Source organism: Mucilaginibacter lutimaris, from assembly GCF_042676625.1.
In the GTDB taxonomy this organism is placed as follows: Bacteria; Bacteroidota; Bacteroidia; order Sphingobacteriales; family Sphingobacteriaceae; genus Mucilaginibacter; species Mucilaginibacter lutimaris.
This window is the reverse complement of the sequence record NZ_JBHTIA010000003.1, coordinates 811794-835154: the sequence shown is the minus strand read 5'-3', so window position 1 is coordinate 835154 and position 23361 is coordinate 811794. Positions and strand designations below refer to the sequence as shown.

The following is a 23361-nucleotide window of genomic DNA, read 5'->3' as shown; positions in this document are numbered from 1 at the left end:
AGCCCGGTTATTTTATTTTAAATTGTAATTTTTCGTTCACCAGTTCGCCTATTTTACGGCCGGACATGCTACCAGCAACGCAGGCGTTCTTGTAATGGATCCCCCCATAAACGCGCGACATAGCCGCCTCTTGTGCAGCAGCCCTGAATGAAGGAAAGCTACGGGCAGGAATATCAAACTCTGTTTCAGATGAATCTGTATAGGCTAAATTATCGCCAAAACTTTTGGTAAGCGTTTCGGCTGCCGCTGCAGATATTACCGCGTGCCCGCTAATATATTCGGGGAATGGCGGGGTTTGTATGCGCGGCCTCCACTCAGGGTCAATAAGTTTGGTTATAACGGTTTCGGGGCGCACGCTATTTGCTTTATATTTTACGTACCAACAGTTAATAAAGGCATCAAACAAGGCTATCGAGGCTCTGGTGTAGGCAGCAACGGTTGTACCAAAATCGGCATTTTTTAGTTTTGAACCTATGCCTGCTATATTCATCCAGTGCCCGGCGGGGCCAAACTTTTTAGTGGCATACATTGCGTGGCCTACCACATTCATTTTAAAGGCGTTATCATCCCAAAAATCGGCCATATGCCTTTGATCGGCCGTAAGGCTGTCGCCAAGGGTTTTAACTTCCATCACACTCTTATAAAATACACCGTTCTTATCTGTCATGTTATAAGGAGGTGGTTCCGGCGCCGGGATCTGCGCTGCCGAATCCAATACCATGGTACGGATCTCGCCCCAATGTGGCTCAAGGGCCTGCGCATACATTGGCGGCGTTGGTATCCAGCGGCCATCTTTGCGGGTAACCGTATATTTACTTGCCGAGCGGGTTTGCGCGTAATGGTCTTTCTTGCTCCATTTCATAATATGTTTGGCAACACTATCTGAGTAGGCAACCGAGTTTTCAAACACATCCGACGGCATGCGTGCATCCTTAGCTTTTTGTTTCAGCTCATCTACGTAAACAGACATGCTGCCTTCGGGGAAAGTAACCGCATTACCAACAAAGCAAAATGACAGCAGCGATGCGAATTGAAAATCTATCTCTTTACCTTTTTGCGGCTGTGGTGCCTTGGGCAAATGTTTGATTTGCCCCGCTAATGAACGATAGTGCTCAGGATCGCCGGCGGCTATAACTTCGTATGCCGCAATATTGGCATACACATAATTACGCGACGCGATTACCGGCGGAAAGTTGTTTTCCAGTACAATATCATTCAGTTTTTTTACGGTTGTGCGGTAAAGTTCGGGGTCGTGGGTAACTTTTTGGTAGTCGGCTTTCTTGCAGGATGCAAACATTAAAATTGCACCTGCAATCAAAAACAGGAAACGGTTCATATCATAATTTAGTTAAGAAAACTTAAGGTAAGGAATAGTCGTATTCCTATTGGCTTTTCTTGTATTACAGGCTAATATAAGGTTTTTCGGTTAATAGCTCGATACATATATTGTTTGATTTTAAAGCGCTTAAATAATTACTTTTACGCCGAAAAAAACGGCAATTTCGATTTGCGCCGTAGTCAAATGTTTCCTGATCTTTATGAAAAAACCGGCACTCATATTTTTTGGCATATTACTCGTTATACTCATTGGTATTTACTTTATCATACCGCAAAAAATAGTAACTACCCATAATGTTGAGGTTGGTACTATTGACCTTAACGTAGCCAAGTTCCTGGTGTATAAAAAAACCTGGAGCAAATGGTGGCCGGGCCAGCATAATTCTTCGCAACCGGATCTATATACTTATAATGGCATCGAATTTTTGCTGCAAAAAAATACCAACGCGCAGATCGATGTGGTAATAGATCCAAAAGGCATCAACTTACCCGGTACCATTACCTACCTGGCAACCAGCGATGATGTTTGTAAGGTAACCTGGGTTACCGAAACGTTAAGCCAACTTAACCCTGTTAGCAGGGTAACCGAATATTTAAAAATTAAGAGCGCCACCAAAAATATTGATGCCATTCTTGCCCGCTTTAAAAGTTTTATGCAGCAAGACAGCAATATCTACGGCATAACGGTTGTAGCCGAAAAAATAAAATTCCCGATAGTGGTGGCAAAAACAACCAATACAAGTACCTACCCAACAGTTAAAACAGTTTACAGCCTTATAGCCGATCTTAAAAAACAGGTACAACAACAACAGGCGCTGGAATTAGATTCGCCGATGCTGAATATTCACCAGATGGAAAAAGGTTTCCAGGTAATGGTTGCCATACCCATAAATAAACTGATAACGCCGGCAAAGGGTTCGGTAATTAATAAGCTCCCAAAAGGCGGCAACCTACTGTCTGCACGCGTTAAAGGCGGCTTTAAAACGGTTAACGACGCGTTTACCCAACTTAAAAACTTCCAAACGGATAAGGGGTTAAAATCTCCAGCTATGCCCTACGCTTCGTTACTTACAAACAGGCTTGCTGAACCAGATTCGGGCAAATGGATAACCAAAATATATTACCCCAGTTATTAATTGTTTTTAACCAGTATCAGTTTACCATCGTAAGTGGTAATGATAAAACCATTGCCAGAAGCGTTTTTGTACGGGTACAAATGAGATATCTCCTGCGAATTTAGTAATGGGTTAAGCCAATACGCAGGCGCAGATAATTGTTTTGTTTGCTCATCAAAATGCGTGGTTACAAGGCCTAATGCATCATATTTACCCTCGTAGGGCACTACCCCCCAAAAGTTACCATTTATCAATATATCATGCTGCTTATTATTAAGCGGCATTAAGGTTATAATTGGTGCTTGCTGGTAAAGGTATGGCAGTGGTTTAACCTCACGGGCGTTTAAAATATCGCTTATATATATACTGCTAAACTGGTTTGCTACTAAGCGGTCCTTTTCAGTGAGTTTGTCTTTAAATATTTGGTCGGTGGTTTTATCGGCCATTTTTTGATAGCTCAAGAATTCCTTTTTAATATAAGGCAGTTCCTGTTCCAAGTCATTTTTTGGCCGAAACGGGTAATAATTGTCTTTATAAAAGTAAGATAATATCAGGTCGTTCTTCCCGTCTTTATCTAAATCATCATTATAGGCATACAGCGGGTGCTTTGCGGTTACATTGTACTTGTTATTTTCGCCCCAGTTGCCGGCCAGCAGATCAGCCTTACCGTCACCATTAATATCGGTAACAATTGCAGATTGCCACCAACCCTTTTGATCATCAAGTAACGGCGATGAAAATTTAACCAGCTTTTTATTCTTGTTCAGGAAGATCTGTACGGGCTGCCATTCCGCGCTTATGATTATATCATCGGCACCATTATGGTCAATATCCGCCGTAGAGATATTTGTTATGTAACGGATGCCGGTTAGCCCGGCAAACTGGTTTTTAGATGCTAAAGTAAAGTTGCCATTCGCTTTGTTTAACAACACAACTGATGTGGCGGGCCTGGTATAGTCAGAAAAGGACACGCTGTTACTCAAAAAAAGGTCTTTATTACCATCGCCGTCAAAATCATAAGCCAGTATCTTTGATACAAGACTGTTAATTTTTGGCAATGCTTTGTGCTCAAATTTATAATTGCCTTTGTTAATATATAGCCGTGGCTGCGCAATTTCGCCCGCGCTAATGAACGGATGGCTGGCGCTTAGCACAACCAGGTCTGGCAGCCCGTCGTTGTTCACATCTACCCATTGCGCTTCGTTATCGGCCTGCTGTTTAAATGGAGCGAAGGCCTCAACAGTAATCTTGCTGAAATTCCCATCTTTAGTACCGGCCAAAATATATTTGTCCTCGCCTGTTATTCGCCCCACATAAATATCATCAATTCCATCATTATTTACATCTGCAACTGCAATAGCGGGATTATGCGGCAGGTAATTATGGGGCAGTAAACCGTAGTAATTAAAATCGGGCGTTTCAAACGGCTGCACCGTTGCTATAATATCGGCCTTAACATCGGTATAAGTAAATTGCTTAATACTGCCTATGAAGCTGCTTATTAAGCTGGGAACATCAATAGCCTTTTGCGTTTTATTTTCTGCATAGTTAATAACCGTTTTTTTACCGATGCTAAAATCTTTTATAACCTGGTAAGAGTTATCCGGCCAAAGCACCAGTAATTCAACAGGTTTATCGCCGGGTAAAAATGTAAACAGCAGGTTGTTGCCCTGCGTACTTTCATAGGCCGTGCTGGTTTGTATCTCCTGGTGATCTACCTGTCCGGCTGACCGTAAATACAACTTTGTGCCAATTCCATCGGGATTGGCTTTTGTGTATTTTACGCTTAGCTTAAGGTACGATGGCTTGTTTTTTTCATGGCTTTCCATCGTCATGTTTTGGTAGATAAATGCCGGTGCATCCATATTATTGGTTACCAGTTCAAGGTCGCCATCGTTATCCAGATCTACCGCAACCGTACCTGCAGATATAGATGCTTCCTGCATATCGTTACCGGCGGATGCATCACTAAACTTAAGATCTTCCTCTCCACGATAAAAGTAATTGTGCACGCTGCCATCTGGCATCAGGTTAATCTTCTCTTTATCAAAAAACCGGCTTGTTTTAAAATCTTTAATCACGTTAGGGTCGCCCAGGTATTTCAGGTAATCCATATCGTTCAAACGCTTTTTGATGCCGTTAGAAAAAAACATGTCTTTACGGCCATCCATATCAAAATCCTGCACCAGCGGAGACCATGTCCAATCGGTAGCGGAAACACCTGAATACAGGCTTATGTCTACAAACTTTTTACCATTGCCCACATTCAACTGCAAACAATTTTTTGAGTACTGATAATGGAAACCCGAGTTTACCTCCTGGTTATAAATATCAAGCGGCTGATCGTTTATGGTCGTTTTTAACGGCATCATTTCCTCGGGCAGCATATCTGTGCTTATTACATCCAGGTGCCCGTCCTTATTCACGTCGCTTATGGTGTTACCCATAGAAAAGAGACTGGTATGGCCAAATGCGCTTTTTAGCTCCTCCTTAAACGTCCCGTTTTTTTGGTTGATGTAATAATAATCCTGTTCAAAAAAATCATTGCTAACATAAATATCATCCCATCCGTCGTTATTTAAATCGCCAACGCTTACGCCAAGGCCGTAGCCAATGGGCGCCGAATAAATACCCGAGCCTGTGGTAACATCTGTAAACTTATTATTATCGTTCCGGAAGAGATGGTCGCCCGCGTCATGGCTGGTTTTGAAACGCAGGGTAGAGTCGCCATAGGTTTCGTTACTATGTACCGATGAAGTGAGCAGGAACATGTCCAGGTCGCCATCCTTATCGTAATCTACAAACGATGCCTGGGTAGAAAAGCCCGAAAAGTCTAATCCGTATTTAGCGGCGGATTCGGTAAAAGTGAGGTTACCGTTATTGATATAAAGCTGATTCTTGCCTTTAAACGTTTTAAAGTTAGATACCACACAAACGTAAATATCCTTTAGGCCGTCGCCATTAATGTCTACAACAGTAACGCCGGTTTTCCAGTTACCGGTGCCAGCAACACCGGCTTTAGCCGTAATATCCTCAAATTTAAGGTTGCCTTTGTTAAGGTATAATTTATTAGGGCCCTGGTTTGATACAAAATAAATATCCTCAAAGCCGTCGTTATTAAAATCGGCTGATGCTACTCCCGCCCCGTTGTAAAAATAGAGGTAGTCTAATATATTAACCGAATCTGTTACTACGTTTTGATTTACAAAATTGATATTTGTTTGACTCGCCGATAACAGCCTAAATGTACCATCGCCACTTTTTTTGCTTTTACGCGTAGCATAAATAACTACTCCCGCCAGTATAACGCAGCAAACAAGTATAAATTTTATGTATGGTTTACCTGCAGGCTTTTTCTTTTTAGCTTTTGGCATAGTGGCTTAACGTAGTTTATAGGCTTTAAGCTTATCGTCATTTACTCCAAAAAGGTAATATTTTTGGCCCGAGGAATTTTTCAACATTAATGACGATCTTATTTGCCCGCTTAACACCATACCACTTTTAGAGGGCGAAATATAAGTAAATCCGTTTTTAGTGTACTTATAAATTGTACCGTAACTTGCATCTAAACGACCAACCTCGGGCTTGAAGCCATAAAAGTTACCGCCGAGTATTATTGCAGGCGTGCCGCTGTTATCAATATCATCGCACAAAATCGTGCTCACGTTCGACAGCTGGGCATTATATGGCAAGGGCTTGCACGTAAACTTACCGCCCCCCTGATTGATAAACACTGCCGATGCGAGGTAATTCATTTCATGCTCCTCGGCGCCTTCTAACATTTCGGGGGTAAACACCTCGTTAAATGGCTTACCGGCGTAATCGGCATATTTCAAATATTGTTTTTTAAGGATAGGCATTTGCCCGGTAAGATCTGGCTTCATGTGGAAAACATATGGCACGCCCTGACGGTAAACAGATGTAACACATTCCTTAGTTCCGTTACCATCAAAATCTTTCACATAGATTTTCATTGGCTCGGCAGTAGTCGCTTTAAATTTTGAGTTTAACCCAAGGTTGCCCGCAATAATATCAAGCTTACCATCGCCGTTAATATCGGCAATTTGCAAACTGCTCCACCAGCCTTTATAGCCCTCCAATTCCTTATCAGGCGTAAACTTGCCGTTGTTGTTCCTGTAAATTTTAATGCCCATCCAATTACCCGCAATAACCAGATCGGGATAGCCATTACCATCTATATCCGCCCATTGTGCAGATGTTATCATACCGGGTTTTGTATCGGCTCCTAAAACCTGTTGGGTTACATTGGTAAAGTTGCCCTTGCCGTCGTTATGCATCACGTACGATTTTGGCGACACGGCATAGGTACCCGGTATGCTACGGCCACCAATAAAAAGGTCCAAATGCCCGTCCATATCGTAGTCGCAAGCGCTAATAACGGATGCGTTAACAGGAACCCTAATAGCCTTTTGAGCATTACGGTGCAGATAACCCTTCCCGTCATTCTCAAAAAAACGGGGGTAATAAATTACAGTACCCGCTTCTTCGGCATTGCCGCCAACTCCAATTATAAGGTCTTCATCCCCATCACCATCAAAATCGCCAAATGCGGCCCCAGCATTTTCAATATAACTTTGCTTTTCCAAATCCTGCGGTATGTACTGCTTAAATTTTCCGCTTCTTTGCTGAACATAAATTGCTGCCGGACTATCTTTTGAAGCACCAAAGTAAAAATCTTCTAAGCCATCTTTATTAATATCCCCTTTAGCCATATATGGGTTTTCGGTAGATAGCATTTGCAGCATCAGGCGTTCATTATCGAAATCGATAAAACCGTCTTCGGTATGTTTAGGTACTGAATCAAACAAGGTCTTCTCGGCTGCTACCAAAAGTGTTTTCACCGCTGGTTTGGTAAAGTTGTATTGGAGGTTAGCATCAGTAATTTTATAGGTGTAAACCTTATTGGTTTGTACGTTTTTTACATTTTGGAACTTACCACCGGGCCAAATTATTTGTACAGAGTCGGCTTGTTTAACTTTGCCCATACCTATGGTAAGCAAATTTGGCGAGGTACTGCTCTCGAACCCGCGGGTAGGCTGGTGATAATATATTATAGATGAATTTTTAGAGTAAACTTTGATTGTAGCACCTACGCCAAAACGGTTAAGTGCATCGCCCTGTAGTTTTACCTGAATATAGTTGTTATGCAGTTTCTCGGCATTGCTTTTATAGATAAATAGTGGTGAGTTCACGTTATTTACAATAAGGTCATTATCGCCGTCGCCGTCAAGATCACCATAGGCAGCACCATTGCTAAAAGCAGGTTCGTCTAACCCAAAATCGGTTGTTTTATTGGTAAATGTTAAATTATGATTATTTAAATAGGCGTAGTTAACCAACGGTGTCGAAACCATTTTATTGGTAAAATCCTTATAGTCGAATTTTTTCTTTTCGGCTATCTTATCCATGTTTTCGCGGTTGCCCAAAAACTCCACGTAATCCTGGTCGGTAAGATCCTTGTAGATGCCGTTTGATACAAAAATATCTTTCCAGCCATCGTTATCCATATCAAAAAAGAGTGCACCCCAACTCCAGTCGGTAGCGCTTACGCCGGCATTAAATGCTACTTCAGAAAAAGTACCATCACCGTTATTTAACTGCAGGCAATTTTGCATGAACTGGTTAAAGTAACCATCGTGCTGCTTTAACTTTATTACATCGTATGATTCAAAAGAGGTCATTTGCTTTAACCGCTTGTCGCCTTCAGGTAGCATTTCAGTAGTAAAAATATCCAGGTTACCATCGTTGTTAATATCGGCAATGTCCGACCCCATAGATGCAAGGCTCAAGTGCCCGGTCTCATTCTGGATATCTTCTTTAAAAGTACCGTTGTGTTGATTAATATAAAGATAGTCGCGCTCAAAAAAATCGTTAGAAACATAGATATCCGGGTATCCATCGTTATTTACATCCGCTACCGATACGCCTAAGCCAAAGCCAATATCGCTGGAGAAGATGCCCGCTTGTTTGGTAATATTTGTAAAATGGCCATTATCGTTACGGTAAAGGCGCGCACCGCCCAGTTCATCAACCACAGCGCGCAGGTTCTGGCTAAAATCAAAAGAGCCAATAGGCCTGAAAGAGTTATTTAGCACAAAGCAATCAAGGTCGCCGTCGTTATCCATATCAAAAAATATTGACTGGGTTGACAGGCCATTATCAACCAAGCCATATTTTTCGGCTTCCTCTTTAAAAGTACCATCGTGCTGGTTAATAAAAAGCTCGTTACCCTTCCTGTCAATAATATTACCGCTATGGCAAACGTAAATATCCAGCCAGCCATCGCCGTTCACATCGGCCATGGTTACACCGGTGCTCCAATATTTGGTTCCGTTTACATTGGCTTTGTCTGTAATATCATCAAACTTCCAGTTCCCCTTGTTTAAGTATAATTTATTGCCACCCTGATTTGAGGTTAAATAAATATCATTTAAGCCATCGTTATTGATATCCCCAATAGCAACGCCACCCCCGTTGTAGTAATTGCGAAAGCTAAAAACGTTGGTCTTATCCTGTTCATCTAACTTGTTCACAAAGTCAATTCCTATTTTATCGTTATCCAGCTTTGAAAACAAGGGGTTTTCCACGCCTTTTTTTTGGCAGGAAGTAAGGCCAAGTACAATTGCGGCAAGGGTTAAATAACAATTTATCTTAATCATCTGAGGGGGCAAAAAACAAACGTAGCGAATTGCTTCGCTACGTTTAAAAAAATCAAATCAAATATAACTAAATTGAAAACTTGTTACAATTATTAATAACCCGGGTTTTGTTTCAAATTAGGGTTAGTATCAACCGCACGCTGTGGAATTGGGTACAAAGTGCGGGTTTTGTCTGACGTGGTAGCACGCTGATCAACCGGATCGTTAAACTTACCGAAACGAATCAGGTCATTACGTCTCCAGCCTTCCCAGTATAATTCGCGGCCACGCTCGGCAAGCATATCAGCGTCTGTTACTGCGCCTAACGCTGCAGCGCCACGCGGCGTTCGGATAGAGTTAACCAGTGTTAAAGCCGACTGTCCGTTTGGATCGGTACCACCACGCATAATGGCTTCGGCTTTCATCAACACAACATCGGCGTAACGCAATATAACGTAGTCGTTGGTTGAGTGTGAGTCATCAAATGAGCCTTTGCCATCAGGGCCAACTTTTATAATTGGTTCCGGCAGGTATTTGTACACCCTTATACCCTGTGCTTCTGTAGAGAAGTTTAAGTTAACCTGTGGTGTAAACACCAGCGGCTGGCCACCACGTTGTTTTAACGCGATAATTGCCGGGTTTTGTTTATTGTTAGGATCGCGGCCGAATTGCTGACCAACAGCAAAACCTGCCCTTAAACCAAACGATGGCGTTAATACCGGGTAGTCTACACCCCTGCGCTCATCATTCGCCTCAAACGAGTTGTAGAAATCTGCAAGTGTAGTAAAGCCATTCCAGCCATCAGCAGTTTGGTTGTAGTGAGATTGCATCCTCCAACGGCTGTTAGGGTTTGCAACAGTACGTGCTGCCGAGTTTGAGATACCAAAGATGTTACCGTGTGATTTTTCGGTGTTATCCCAGGCAAAATCATCAAAGTACTTACCAGCAGGCTCTAATGTGTAGCCTGCCGCGGTTACTTTGTTAGCGTACTCAATTACCTTATCCATATCTGCCTTTGCAAATGTGAACGGACCGCCAACTGTTGCTGATGTGTAAACAGCTTTGTTCAAATACACCTTGGCTAATAATGCCTGTGCTGCTGCTTTGCTTGCAACACCTATATCAGCAGACGCACCTAAGTTAGCCTCAGCAAATTCAAGGTCTTTAATAATAAAGTCGGTACCTTCTGCACGGCTAAACACTTTAGGAATATCATCTGGTGATGATTTTGGTTCGCGAAAAGGTGCCTGACCAAAAATATCAATGATCTGGAACATAAAGTATGCCCTTAAAAAGGCGGCCTGCGCTTTAATAGCGTTATCAGTTGCGCTACCATAAACCTGCGTAGCCCTAAATACACCAATGTTTAATTCGTCCCATGTGTTATTGATCTGGTTGTGTGATGGCTCCCAGGTGTGCTGGTGAAGCTTACGCCATGTACCAAAATCTCCCCAGTCGGTACCGCGTGTAGGGCCCATCATCTCATCTGTTGAGTGCTCTTGTAACGCGTAGGTATTTTCCTGGCTTGTTTGGCCGTTTAACTGTGCATAAACCCCATTTAAATCTGATGTAGAAGCCGGTGCATTCGGATCTACCGGCGATTTAGAACCGTATAGCTGTTCGTTTAGTTTGGTACAGCTTGCAGACACCGCCACTAAAACGAATGCTGTTACTGCAATTTTATAATTAATTTTTTTCATATATCGTTTGATTTTAGAAACCTGCGTTTAAACCTAATGTAAATATCCTTGAACTTGGGTACGATGTATAATCGATACCTCTTGACGGTACTTCGTTCCTGGCTTTGTTAGTATTGATCTCTGGATCAAGACCGCTGTAGCCGGTAATTAAAGCTAAGTTTTGGCCGGTTACTGACACTCTTAAAGTTTTGATCTTGCTTTGTGGAGCCATTCTGAATGTATAACCTAAGTTAACGTTAGCTAAACGGATGAAATCGCCTTTTTCAAGGAAACGTGTAGATACCTCTCCTGAGTTCAACGGGTTCTCTTTGCTGGCAGCTACTTCTTTAGTTACGTTACGACCGCTCACTAAGTTGCCTTTTAAGAAATAGGCGTTTGCAGTGTTGTTGTAAATATAAAAGCCTGCAGAACCATTAATAAAGATATTTAAATTGAAGTTACCGTATGTAAAGTTGTTTGTTAAACCTGCGGTGAACGTAGGAATAGCGCTACCAACAATTTTGGGTTGGTCAATGATTTGTGGGTCTTTGTTAAAGCCCTGATCATCAAAGCCCGAGAACTGGCCTACTTTGAATGAGAATAATGGCTCGTTATTAGTAATTACCTGTGAGTAAGCACCAGATAAGCCCTGCCCATCGATGTTACCGGTAATTACGTTGGCGTTACCAAAGTTGGTCATCCTGTTTCTTAACAAAGTCATGTTGTAAGATAAATCCCAGCTAAATTTACTGCCCTGTATAGCGGCGTAATTTACGATCATATCAACACCTGTGTTTTTTACAGTACCTGCTAAGTTAACCCAACGGCGTGCAAACGCTGATGGCTGAGCGTAATCCTGGAAGAATAACAGGTCTTTTGTGCCTTTGTTAAAATAATCTATCGAACCTGTTAACCTGTTGTTAAACATCGAGAAATCAATACCTACACCATAAGCCTCGGTGGTTTCCCATTTTAAGTTAGGGCTTGCCGGGTTAAGTGTAACCAGCGAGTTGTTGTATTGTAACTGGTTAACCGCAATTGACGCGTAAGGAGGAAACTCCTGGTTACCTGTTTTACCGTAGTTAAGGCGAACGCTCAGGTCATTAAATACGCCATTTTTAGGCATAAAGCTTTCGTTCATTAACTTCCATTTGAATGATAACGCAGGGAAGGTAGCATACTTGTTGTTTTTACCAAACCTTGATGAACCATCAGTACGAAGAGTTGCCGTGAACAAGAAACGATCTTTGTATGAGTAAAATGCACGGCCAAAGAACGATTGCAACTCAGTTTTAGAGCTATCACCTGTAGGGTAAGGCAACTGATGAGCAAATTTGTCAAGATCCTTTACATAAGAACCACCAGAAGGAATACCAAAACCAATTCTGTTTACGCCATAGTTTTTATAGCTGTAGTATGAGTAACCACCTAATACAGTCAACTGGCTGTTATCAGCCCATTTTTTGTCGTAGGTTAAGGTATGCTCGATAGTGAAGTTCATTAACTTCTGATCCTGATATACAGCCCTTCCGTTACCGGTTGCAGGGTCGATGTTAAAGTTCCTGTAACCCGAGCCATCTGTGAATGCAGGGATAGTAGGATCGAAGAATGTTTTTCTTAAGCCTTTTGAAAAGTCATAACCTGCTGATGCTTTGTAAGCTAAGTTTTTAGTAATGTTAAAAGTAGCAGCAAGGTTTGTTAAGTAACGGTTAATGTTATCAGCGTCATCAACAAGGTTTAACAAAGCAACCGGGTTACGGAAACCATTAACCGAAAAGTAGGTACCATCAGGGTTACGAACCGGGTAGGTTGGGTTGGCCTGTAATGCCGCACCAATCAAACTTCCCTGGAAACCCGCGTTGTTGGTAATAAGTGCATACCTGTTTTTAACGTTAGATGCTAAAAAGTTAAGGTCTAACTTTAGGAAGTTATCAAAAAACGATTGTGAGGCGTTTAAACGGCCTGTTAAACGTTTTAAGTTTGAAGTTTTAACGGTACCGTTCTGATCATCATAACTAACTGATGCACGGTAGTTACCTTTATCGTTACCACCACCAAAAGCAAGGTTGTAGTTTTGCGATATGGCAGTGCGGAAGATCTCTTTCTGCCAATCGGTGTTACCACCCAAGTCAACAGCGCTTGCATCTGCACCTACCGCGTTAACGCCTGCAAGGAATTGATCGCGGTTTAACAAGTCGTAACGTTTTGCAACGTTAGCAACACTTGTGCTTGCTCCAAACTGGATGCCCTGGCCTTTACGACCTTTACGGGTTGTAATTAAAATAACACCATTAGCACCACGAGAACCGTAGATTGCTGCAGATGACGCGTCTTTTAATACCGAAATATTCTCAATATCCGCAGGGTTTAAGAATGCCAAGGGGTTACGTGCTGATGAAGAACCAGCGTTGGAATCAAAACCACCGGATGTACCACCGGCATCCAAAGGCACGCCGTCAATTACGTATAACGGGTTATTACCCGCACGGATAGAGCTTGTACCACGGATATTGATAGAAGCACCCGCGCCAGGTTCGCCACTTGCAGGGGTAACTTGCACACCTGCTATACGGCCCTGTAGCAATTGCTCGGGAGTTGAAATAACACCTTTATTAAAATCCTTGGTGCTAAGTGATGCTACCGAACCGGTCGCATCTTTAACCCTTTGCGAACCATAACCCAATACCACCACTTCGTTTAGTGCAGTACTGGAAGATTCCATAGTTACATTAACGGTAGAACCGGTAATAGTTACAGTTTGGCTTTTGTAACCAATGTAAGTAAAGTTTAAAGTAGTAGTGTTGGCCGGTACCGAAAGCCTGAAGGTACCATCTACACCGGTTAGTGTACCAACACCGCCGGTAGCGCCTACAGATACACCGATCAAGGTCGATCCGTCTTTTTTGTCAGTCACCTTACCTGTAATTACTTTGTTTTGCGCCAATGCGGGCTGAACAAACAAACAGGTTAAAGCAAAAAAACATAATGTGAGTAAGTGTTTAAATTGCATAGTTTGTGGTTTAATTGATAATTGGTTATATATAAGTTTAGTACATGGTTCACTTTGTTACACATAAACAGGCATGCAAATAAATTCGACATGTCGGTTTAAATGAATCGGGTACTTACCCTAAAAACACAAAAAAATAGTACAGTATATATTGGTTTATAATTATGCTTTCTAAAGCTGTTCGATAATGTTTAAGACATCTTTTAAGGCCTCAAAACTTTTTATCTATATACAAAGATGTATCTCTGCCGCCTCATTCCCTACTACTTTAACCAATTTACAAAAAAATATAAACTTTATAAAATTTAAATATTTGATTATCAATTAATTAATTATAATTTTCATCTCGAAAATATAAGCCTTTTAAAGTCATTTCCTGCTCAAAAACAGCAAATTTATCACCTATATAGTTTTTAAAGTATCCATAATGATACACTTTATATCGGTCCTTAATCAATGTTAGCAACGGCCTTAATGTCCATTATACACTGTTCAAATTGGTCCGGATTTTTAGCCTTTGCCTTAATACGCATTTTATATACATAGATGGTATTTACCGAATATTCAAGAATTTTTGCGATAGTTTCATTATCATTTATCCCCATCCTTATCAGTGCAAAAATACGGAGATCGGTGTTCAGCACTTCGTTTTCATGTGGCCATATCTGGTCTTTTTCCTCGAACTGTGAATTAAACACCGAAATAAAGTTTGGGAAGATCTTTAAAAAGATATGATCGAAGCTGTAGTATAATGCTTCACGTTCTTTTTTGATATTTATGCCATTTACAATCTGCCGTATATCATCATACTTTTTGATAGATAGTTTGGTATCTACCGACATTTTCAGCTTTTCTAACTTTAAAATGTAACCGGATATGATCTTGAAGAACTGGCCAATATATTCCTCTTTAATATGGGCGTCTTCTTCCAGTTTATGATTAATATATTTTAATTGCAGGTTTTGCTGCTCAATAATGCGCTCTTTAAGCTTTAGCTTACCTAGCTGCTTGTATATCATTACTAAAAACAAAATAACTAATGATGCCAGCGCAGTTATGGCTAGCAGGTATTTTAGTATGGTGCGCTTTTCGCTTTCAGAATGGTTCAATTCTTCGGCTGCTACCAACGGCAATATGGCGCCTATCTGGATCTTGCGTTGCCTCGCGCCATAAAAATCTGCATCTGCCTTGGCCAGCTGAATAAATGTGTAAGCGTCTTTAATGTTACCTTGTTTATATAGCTGCTCGGCAAGTGTAAACAGCGCTACTGTTTCTTTTGTTGATGATTTTATATCAGCAATGGCAGACTGTATGAGCAGGTCTAACCCCTCGTCCTGCTTATCGCCCGTTAAATATATGATACCTAACGAACAACTGATCATAGCGCGCAAATGCATGGATATTGGCGCTTGAGGCGTGATGAGCTTGTTTAACTCAGCAGATCCATTTATAAAATCGTTTTCTGCTATATGTTTTAAGCCCATGTAATAAGTATAATCTACTGAGCCAGGTTTACTTATTCTTATGGCCGAATCAATGTATGCCTTTCCGGCCTTAATATATTCGGGGGTAAAATATTTATCGCTGTTGTATTTGGCAAGGTCGCTGTTGCAGCGGTACATAATAAAGTAATATTCTACCTTCATAGAATCGGTAAGCAAATTGGGATCAACCTTTCGCATACTGTCGAAGGTTTCTTTAAACATACCCGATGAAAGTAATATAAAGCCAAGCTTTATCTGGCTATAATAGGCTCTCGACATATCATTCATGGATATGCTTAGGTCCTTGAGTTTGTTTACATAAACATAAGCTGAATCGTACTGGTACGACTTATACTCGTCATAAAGTTTAAGGCAGAGGTTATACTGTCTTGTAAAATCGGCTTTAGGTGTATTGCGCTGCAGCTTTTTTAAGTTGGCTATGCGAGCTTTTTTCGCGTCATCGTATGTATCCTTTCTGCTTATTTCTGTTTTTAAGACATTTATTAAGCTATCTGTACCGGCGCCAACAGAAATGGCCGGATACACAAATAACATCACAAATACACACCTCAGGAAAAATTTCATAATAGGTTATAACACGAATTAAAGTTAATTACTATAAATTAAAATTTAAAGCTTAACCAATTCTTCAACCGTAATATTAACAATTATCCCTCAAATTCGCACCCCGGCGCATACTTTTACAAAAAAGCTAAAAAAAAAGCCCGTAGGTTATTAATAACCTACGGGCCGCCGCATCACTTAAAAAGCTTTTCTTAAAAATCAATGCACTATCAATCAAATTATCTTACTGGCAAGGGCCATTTTTGGTCCAGGGCCCGCCGCTAACAGTACCCTCCTGGGCGCATACAGTGGTTGAGCCGCCTCTCTCAATATGTTGTTGGCGCACAACCCCGCTGCAATCTGTCCATTGGTAGGTGGTACTAAAACCTTGATTAGCCGAAAGCGTGTGTGTATAACAAGCTGTTGGGGCGGCCGCTACTTTCTTTTCGGCATTTACAGCTGCAAGCGTGGTAACGTCTGTTTTTACTTCTGTTACAGGTTTTACCACTTTTGCACTTTCTACCGATACAACCGGGCTCGTTTTAACATTTACAGCCAATGATTGGGCATTAGCTATACCTGCAAAACCGCATAACATTACAATAAGAGCTAACAAATTCTTTTTCATAATAATTAGTTTTAGTTGGTTAATACCCAAATATAATTAAACCAATTATTAAATATTTAAGTAAGGAATAATTATATTTCTTAACAATTGTTTAAACATAAATGAATTTAACCTTTAATTTCAATAGTTTATATTTATTACGTCATTGCTATTTTTCATCACGATGTTTTTCACATTTTCTCCTTCAACAGGGTTGGATTGACCGGTAGGGTCAAATCTCGAAATAGGTACCATTAGCGCCTCAAAGCTCTTAACAAGCTTATTTTGTTTGCCGTTCAATTTAAAGGTGGTATTATCTGCAAAGCCGTGCAATATCAATTTAACATTATTAAATTTTGATTTGCCCGAACCCTCCACTTTTGCAAAGGATATAACTCTCTTGCTTGCATCATAAGTAATGGTACGTTTATAAAACTCACCTTTTTCGTAGTCGAAGCTTTCGCCGTCATCTTCGTAATAAACAAATTTGTTGTTTACATCACCTTTATATACGTGTACATAAAGTGTATCAACTGGTTTTTCGGCCGTTGTTTGTATTTGCGATTGCATTGGAATAATACTGCTCTCTTTTACATAAACAGGCAGTTGCGAAATGCCCAGGTCGAGCGCTATCTTTTGGTTTCCCTGTTGCACCTGCCCATTATACAGGTTAAACCACTTACCTGCCGGGAAATAAAGCTTACCGTAATTGGTTACCCCATCAAACGGGAACACCAGGAACGCTTTACCAAACATGTACTGGTTTTCGTACTGGCCGCTATATACATTTTCATCATGCGTATAATCTATGGTTAACGAGCGCATGATAGGGCTGCCGGTTTGGGTGGCATCGTAAAAGCTGGAGTATAGGTATGGCAGCAAACGGTAACGCAGATTGATATAGTTGCGCGTAATTTCTAATACCTCTTCGCCATAGGCCCAGGGCTCTGATGCTTTTGAATTGATGCCGGAGTGGTTACGCATGTACGGATTAAACGCGCCGATCTGCATCCAGCGGGCGTATAACGATGGTGATGCGCCACCGGTAAACCCGCCAATATCCATACCGGCAAACGGCACACCGCTTAGGCCGAGGCTATTCATCAGCCTAACGCCTAACAGCATATGGTCGTTTTCTGCGCGGTTGTCACCTGTCCATATTGCGGCATAACGTTGCAAACCAGCATAGCCCGAACGGGTTAAAATGAACGGGCGTTTATTATCGCGCGCTGCTTTAAAGCCTTCATAACTGGCACGTATCATTTCTAAACCATACACGTTATGAATTTGCGGGTGCGATGCTATTTTTCCCTCGTAGTTGAACAAAATGTTGTCCGGCGCCTTTTGCCCCCAGGTGCTAAATTCGTTCATGTCGTTCCATATACCGCTTACACCCTCGGCAGCATATTTCTTTAACTCGCTGCCCCACCAGGCACGGCCCTTTGGATTTGTAAAATCGGGGAAGTTACACCAGCCGGGCCAAACCTGGCCTGTGTAATTAGTACCATCTGGGTACTTAGCAAAAATATCTTCTTTTAGCCCACGTTCGTAAACGCCATAGCCCTTTTCCTCTTTAATACCAGGGTCAACAATAAGAGTTACCTTAAAGCCAAGGCTATTCAATTTTTTGGTCATGGCGGCTGGGTCGGGGAAGCGGTTGGCATCCCAGGTAAATACCTTGTATTTATCCATATAGTGGATATCCAGCGTAATACCATCTGCCGGGATCTTTTTTTCCCGCAAGGTTTCTGCAATGCGCATTACTTCCGCCTCGGGATAATAGCTATAGCGGTTTTGCTGGTAACCAAGGCTCCACATTGGAGGCATTTTTACGCGGCCGGTGAGCGACGTATATGATCTGATAATATCTGCAACGTGGCTGTTATAAATAAAATAGTAATTCATTTCGCCGCCCTTGGCGCCAAACGACGCGAACCTGTTGTTGCTGGCGCCAAAGTTAAAATCGCTTTGCCAGGTATTGTCAAAAAATATTCCATACTGCACATTATGGTGTACGCCGATATAAAACGGAATAGTTGAATAAATGGGGTCCTGCCCGGTTGTGTAGGCGTAGGTATCGCTGTTCCAATGCGTGTACGCGTTGCCCTTCCTATCTAACGGACCTGTTTTTTCGCCTAAGCCGATGAAGTGCTCGTTATCCTGCATATGTTTGTAGGTTGTAACGCTTTCATTCACCCACGAAGTAGTTAAGCCCGGCTCATCCTGGTTTATCACTTCGCCTGCAAGTGTGCTGAATGTTATCAGATAGGGATTTTTGCGGATGTTCACCTTCAGCGAGTCGGTGGTTAGGTTTATCTCATCGTTATTTTGAGTAATATCTACTCTGGTTTTGATGGGTTCGCTAATTACAGCGTACGAAAAATCGGCAGTTAACTTTTGCTTATCCATACGCACCCTTATAATATTGGGGCTATACACGGTAAGCTTTATAAAAGCGTTTTCGGTAGTAACATCAATATCCTGGTTGTTTACAGTTACAGCAGTTACTTTACCAGCCTGTTTGATTGGGCTTTGGGCAGATAAGAGTTGCGCACAAGCCGTAAATACTACAGCAATGGCAATGCGGCGATTTAATTTCATGTTTTATTGAACGGTTTAGCAATGGTTCATTAAACGGCTTCAAAGCTGTTTAATATCGGCTGCGTATTGGTACGCGCTGCCAATTAATCGCTGAAATTAAAATACATTTACCGCAAGGCGCATCAATATTAATCGGCCAAAATATTTTATAACGTAAAAACCCTCTAATTTTATTAATTAGAGGGTTTTTGATGATTTGATCAGCAAAAAATATAAGGTTGAATATTAATGCGTACCGGGCTGTAAAATCAGTAATCGGCCAGTATAATGATGTTGTTACTAATGGGGCTTATCTTTTCGATGCCATTTAAAAAGCTTAAACCTACCACAAAACTAAAGCCCGCTACTATGCCGCCCATGTCCTGGATCAGTTCGCTGGTGGCGGTAACCGTACCACCGGTAGCCAGCAGGTCGTCGTGTATTAATATGCGGTCGCCGGGACTAAACGCATCGGTGTGTATCTCGATGGTAGCAGTGCCGTATTCCAGTTCATAAACTTTCTGGTTAACAGTATGCGGCAGTTTGCCGGCTTTACGCACGGGTATAAATGGCACCCCCAATTTAGTTGCTAATGACAGCCCGAATAAAAAACCGCGGCTTTCTACGCCTGCAACGGCATCTATCTGCAGGTGTTTTATTTTCTCTAAAAAGGCGTCGTTTATTTGAGTGCAAAGCGCGGGATCTTTCAATATTGGGGTAATATCTTTAAAGATGATACCCGGCTTTGGGAAATCATGAATATCTCGTATAGCGGTCTTGATCTGCTGCTCTATCATTTATAAATTAAATAAGGGCCAATTTTACGCAAAATATCGGCATCAATTATGGCAATATTCTGCAAATCGTCAATGGAGGCATAATCGCCATGCTGGTTGCGATATTCGATAATAGCGTTTACCTGTTTATAATTAAGGTATGGCATTAACCGTAACTTATCAAAAGTAATGGCGTTAATATTTATTTTACGGATGCGGTTGGCATCTACCTTAACCTGTCCTTTTATTTCATCATACTTTAAATCGTCAATCCCAAAAACCTCTTTTAACTGCTCTTTACTAATAAAGCCGCCTAAGCGCTCGCGGTAGTAGATGATTCGCTTGGCGAAAGCCCCACCTATTCCATCAATGCTTGTAAGCTTTGCAGAGTCGGCGCTGTTCAATTCTACTACAATATTGGGTTTCGCCTTCTCCTCGGGGATGATGATGAATGGTGCCAGCCGGGCATAGTCGACCTTCGTCAACCCGTAGATTTTTTGCAGGTCCTCCGCCTTGCGGAACCGGCCACCTTTGGTAGTGTAATTTTTGATAATGGCAGCTTGTTTTGCGGTTAAGCCAAGCCGTTGCCAGTCATCTGTCGAAATAGTGTTGGGGTTAAACTTATAAAGGACGGTTTTGGGTGATTTAAAGTCTTTTGAAAGTGGCGGATTAGCTTCATCCAGGGCTGCAATATCGGCGTTAAACGCAGTAACGTTTATTGTATTATCTTTGTGATACCATTGATAAATATAGGGTGCAACCAGCACAACCGCTATCAATACCAGCAGCACAACCATACCGTTCCATTCTTTTTTGGTGAGAGATAGGTAATTTTTGAACTGCGCTTTCATTATCAACAGGCTATTGGGCCGTTAAATTAATAATTTATAATACTATTATTGCGTTAATTACAGCATGAAAATTATAACCACCGAAGAGTTTGCCAAAGCCACCAAACTGGATACCCTGAAAATGCCGGGTTTAGCATCTATGTTAATGGAGCTGATGAAGATAAACCAGGTGAACCAACTTTTTGCTCAAGCCCAGCCCAAACAGGGCCCCGAGTTTGTAGATGCCATTTTAAAAGGTTGCGGAATAGACATTGAATTTGATGAGCGCGAGCTTAGGCATATACCCAAAGAGGGTGCTTTTATAGCCATAGCAAACCACCCTTATGGCGGCATAGAGGGCTTAATATTGCTTAAAATGCTTACTATGGTTAGGCCGGATGCCAAGCTGATGGCAAACTTCCTGCTTAAAAAAATACCTAACCTAAGCGATTACTTTATTGCTGTTAACCCATTTGAGAATGTTGAACATTCATCAAGCATCAGCGGATTGAAAAACACGCTCGAATTGCTAAGCAATGGTACACCTATAGGCATTTTCCCGGCCGGTGAGGTATCCACATTTAAATTAGAGAAACGTGAGGTTACCGACCGCCTTTGGCACCCTGTGGTAGGTAAAATTATTGCCAAGGCTAAAGTGCCTGTGGTGCCTATATATTTCCATGGCAACAATGGCCTGTTGTTTAACCTGTTGAGCATGATACACCCTGCTCTGCGCACGGCCAAACTGCCATCAGAATTGTTTAACAAGCAAGGGCAAACCATTAAACTGCGTATTGGCAAACCCATAAAGGTTGATGACATTCCCGATAACAGGAACAGTGCCAGCATACTTAACTTTCTTCGTGCTAAAACTTATGCCCTTGGCGCGGGATTAGATGAGGAAAAAAAACTGTTTAACCCCCGCAACCTGTTCAAAATAAAAAAATTACCAGAGGCTATAGTCTCTGAAACCGCTGCTGTTAATCTGGAAAAAGAGGTTGATACCCTACGTGAGAATTATAAAGTCTGGACCGAAAAGAATTACGAGGTATACATCACGCCAACGGCCCAAATACCTTGCATTATACGCGAAATTGGACGCTTGCGCGAGATAACCTTTCGCGAGGTTGGCGAGGGTACCAATAAAGCTACCGACCTTGATGAGTACGATATTTATTATCACCACCTGTTTATTTGGGATGTTGAAGCCAAACGTATTGTAGGCGCCTACCGCATTGGCCTTGGCGACGAGATATTTTACGGAGTTGGCAAAAAGGGTTTCTATATTAACGAGTTGTTTAAAATAAAAGAGCAGTTTACCCCTGTTTTAAAGAAGAGCCTTGAGCTTGGCCGGTCATGGATCCGTAAGGAATATCAAACTAAACCGCTGCCGCTGTTCCTGCTGTGGAAAGGCATCCTGAAGTTTGTTATAGACAATCCCCGCTACCGTTACCTCATAGGCCCGGTAAGCATCAGTAACTCTTTCTCAAAATTCAGTAAATCGCTTATTGTGGAGTATATTAATCGCAACCATTTCGACCACGAGATGGCGCAGTATGTAAAGCCACGCAAGAAATTTAAGGTAAACTTCGAGAACATTGATACCGACCTGTTGATGTCGGCAGGTGACAGCTTTAAAGGATTGGATAACCTGATATCTGAAGTGGAAACGCATAACATGAAGGTGCCTGTGCTGCTACGCCAATACCTGGCCCTTAACGCCCATATCATCAGCTTCAACATCGACCCTAAATTTGCCGATTGCCTGGATGGTTTCCTGGTGTTAGATCTGGAGAAGGTACCGCAGGATATATTGGAGAAGTTGGGTAAGAACCTTTAGCCAAAACATTGTCATCCTGAGCGATAGCGAAGGATCTATTATTGAACTTTGCTCTCGAGTATACATGTCGGCGATTAGATACTTCGCTATTGCTGAGCATGACAGGCTGTGATTTGGTCCGTCCGTTTCTAAGTGCGACACCTTTAGACAAGAAGTGGACAGTTGTCATAGCCGTCTGCTTCAGATGACTGATAACAAGCAGAAATAGTTTGGCTTTGGCCTAAAGTGCTTATGATTTTTGGCTGAAGCCAGACTTTTTTATTTTACACGCCGTCAGCTAAAGCAAACGGCAAAGAATTAGATTTATAATACTTAATACTTCAATCCAAACTTCTGCGTAAGCTTGTACATCACCCATAGCGGGGTTATGTGGGCCAGCTTGGTATCATCGTTAAAAGATTGCTCGTTACCTTCTATTTTGCCGCCTATATACTGGCCTGCAAGCGACACCATCAATATAGCTACGCTGATAATACTTAATTCTACGCCACCCGCTTTTTCATAAGTTTCCAGTTGCATAATACCATAGCTTAGGCCGAAGAAAAGAAACAATGCGAAGTAAGATAACAACGGCGACATTTTAAGGTAATAATAAATAGCAAAGGCAATGACAAATGATGCCCAGTTGAAATAGCCGTTGTATTTACCTATAAAACTTAAATGGGGGAACGGCATAGCCCACGCCATACCCAAAATGCCCAATACCATCAGCGGTACAAAAAAGTAATGCAGTAGTTGGTTGGTAGGGTTTTGATGGCTGGCATCTAAACGCTTAAAGTAAACGTCTATCTTACGCTCGTTGCCCGGTTTGGCAGGCTGAGGCTTAATGTTTGAATGTTGTTTTCCCATAAAACAAAAAAGCCCTCTCCTATGTGAGAG

At 41.7% G+C, this 23361-nt stretch carries 13 protein-coding genes; 2 read left to right on the top strand and 11 right to left on the bottom strand.

Annotated elements, in window-relative coordinates:
* Nucleotides 1-7 precede the first annotated feature (7 nt).
* On the bottom strand, nt 8-1336 hold the full coding sequence (locus tag ACFQZI_RS04535) for a vanadium-dependent haloperoxidase (protein ID WP_377138988.1): 1329 nt from the start codon (nt 1334-1336) through the stop codon (nt 8-10).
* Nucleotides 1337-1538: 202 nt separating this feature from the next.
* On the opposite strand from ACFQZI_RS04535, the gene ACFQZI_RS04530 reads away from it, so the two are divergent.
* Nucleotides 1539-2474 (top strand): hypothetical protein, encoded by a 936-nt coding sequence (locus ACFQZI_RS04530; RefSeq protein WP_377138986.1) that lies wholly within the window; start codon nt 1539-1541, stop codon nt 2472-2474.
* On the opposite strand, the gene ACFQZI_RS04525 is transcribed toward ACFQZI_RS04530, so the two are convergent.
* The 9 genes from ACFQZI_RS04525 to ACFQZI_RS04485 form a co-directional block, all read right to left on the bottom strand.
* Entirely contained in the window at nt 2471-5827 is a 3357-nt protein-coding gene (locus ACFQZI_RS04525) for an FG-GAP repeat domain-containing protein (protein ID WP_377138984.1), read from the bottom strand. The genes ACFQZI_RS04530 and ACFQZI_RS04525 overlap by 4 nt on opposite strands.
* Nucleotides 5828-5833: 6 nt before the next feature.
* On the bottom strand, nt 5834-9133 hold the full coding sequence (locus ACFQZI_RS04520; RefSeq protein WP_377138981.1) for a VCBS repeat-containing protein: 3300 nt from the start codon (nt 9131-9133) through the stop codon (nt 5834-5836).
* Nucleotides 9134-9225: 92 nt separating this feature from the next.
* Entirely contained in the window at nt 9226-10812 is a 1587-nt protein-coding gene (locus tag ACFQZI_RS04515; RefSeq protein WP_377138978.1) for a RagB/SusD family nutrient uptake outer membrane protein, read from the bottom strand.
* 13 nt (nt 10813-10825) lie between these two features.
* Nucleotides 10826-13753: a SusC/RagA family TonB-linked outer membrane protein gene (locus tag ACFQZI_RS04510; RefSeq protein WP_377138975.1), complete on the bottom strand. Its 2928-nt coding sequence runs from the start codon at nt 13751-13753 to the stop codon at nt 10826-10828.
* A gap of 497 nt (nt 13754-14250) precedes the next feature.
* Nucleotides 14251-15870: a DUF6377 domain-containing protein gene (locus ACFQZI_RS04505; protein ID WP_377138972.1), complete on the bottom strand. Its 1620-nt coding sequence runs from the start codon at nt 15868-15870 to the stop codon at nt 14251-14253.
* A 223-nt stretch (nt 15871-16093) separates the two neighbouring features.
* Nucleotides 16094-16477 carry a hypothetical protein gene (locus ACFQZI_RS04500; protein WP_377138969.1) on the bottom strand — a complete coding sequence of 128 codons (384 nt, stop codon included), beginning with the start codon at nt 16475-16477 and terminating at the stop codon, nt 16094-16096.
* 120 nt (nt 16478-16597) lie between these two features.
* Complete coding sequence (locus ACFQZI_RS04495) at nt 16598-19057, bottom strand: glycoside hydrolase family 31 protein (protein ID WP_377138966.1); 2460 nt, start codon at nt 19055-19057, stop codon at nt 16598-16600.
* Nucleotides 19058-19305: 248 nt separating this feature from the next.
* Nucleotides 19306-19833 carry an adenine phosphoribosyltransferase gene (locus ACFQZI_RS04490; RefSeq protein WP_377138963.1) on the bottom strand — a complete coding sequence of 176 codons (528 nt, stop codon included), beginning with the start codon at nt 19831-19833 and terminating at the stop codon, nt 19306-19308.
* A complete protein-coding gene (locus ACFQZI_RS04485; protein WP_377138961.1) occupies nt 19830-20663 on the bottom strand; it encodes a helix-hairpin-helix domain-containing protein in 834 nt (277 codons plus the stop codon). Before ACFQZI_RS04485 ends, ACFQZI_RS04490 begins: the two co-directional genes overlap by 4 nt.
* 64 nt (nt 20664-20727) lie before the next feature.
* Here ACFQZI_RS04485 and ACFQZI_RS04480 point away from each other — a divergent pair, with 64 nt between their 5' ends.
* Nucleotides 20728-22482 (top strand): lysophospholipid acyltransferase family protein, encoded by a 1755-nt coding sequence (locus tag ACFQZI_RS04480; protein ID WP_377138959.1) that lies wholly within the window; start codon nt 20728-20730, stop codon nt 22480-22482.
* Nucleotides 22483-22794: 312 nt separating this feature from the next.
* Here ACFQZI_RS04480 and ACFQZI_RS04475 read toward each other — a convergent pair whose 3' ends face one another.
* Nucleotides 22795-23331 (bottom strand): Mpo1 family 2-hydroxy fatty acid dioxygenase, encoded by a 537-nt coding sequence (locus tag ACFQZI_RS04475; RefSeq protein WP_377138956.1) that lies wholly within the window; start codon nt 23329-23331, stop codon nt 22795-22797.
* Nucleotides 23332-23361 lie beyond the last annotated feature (30 nt).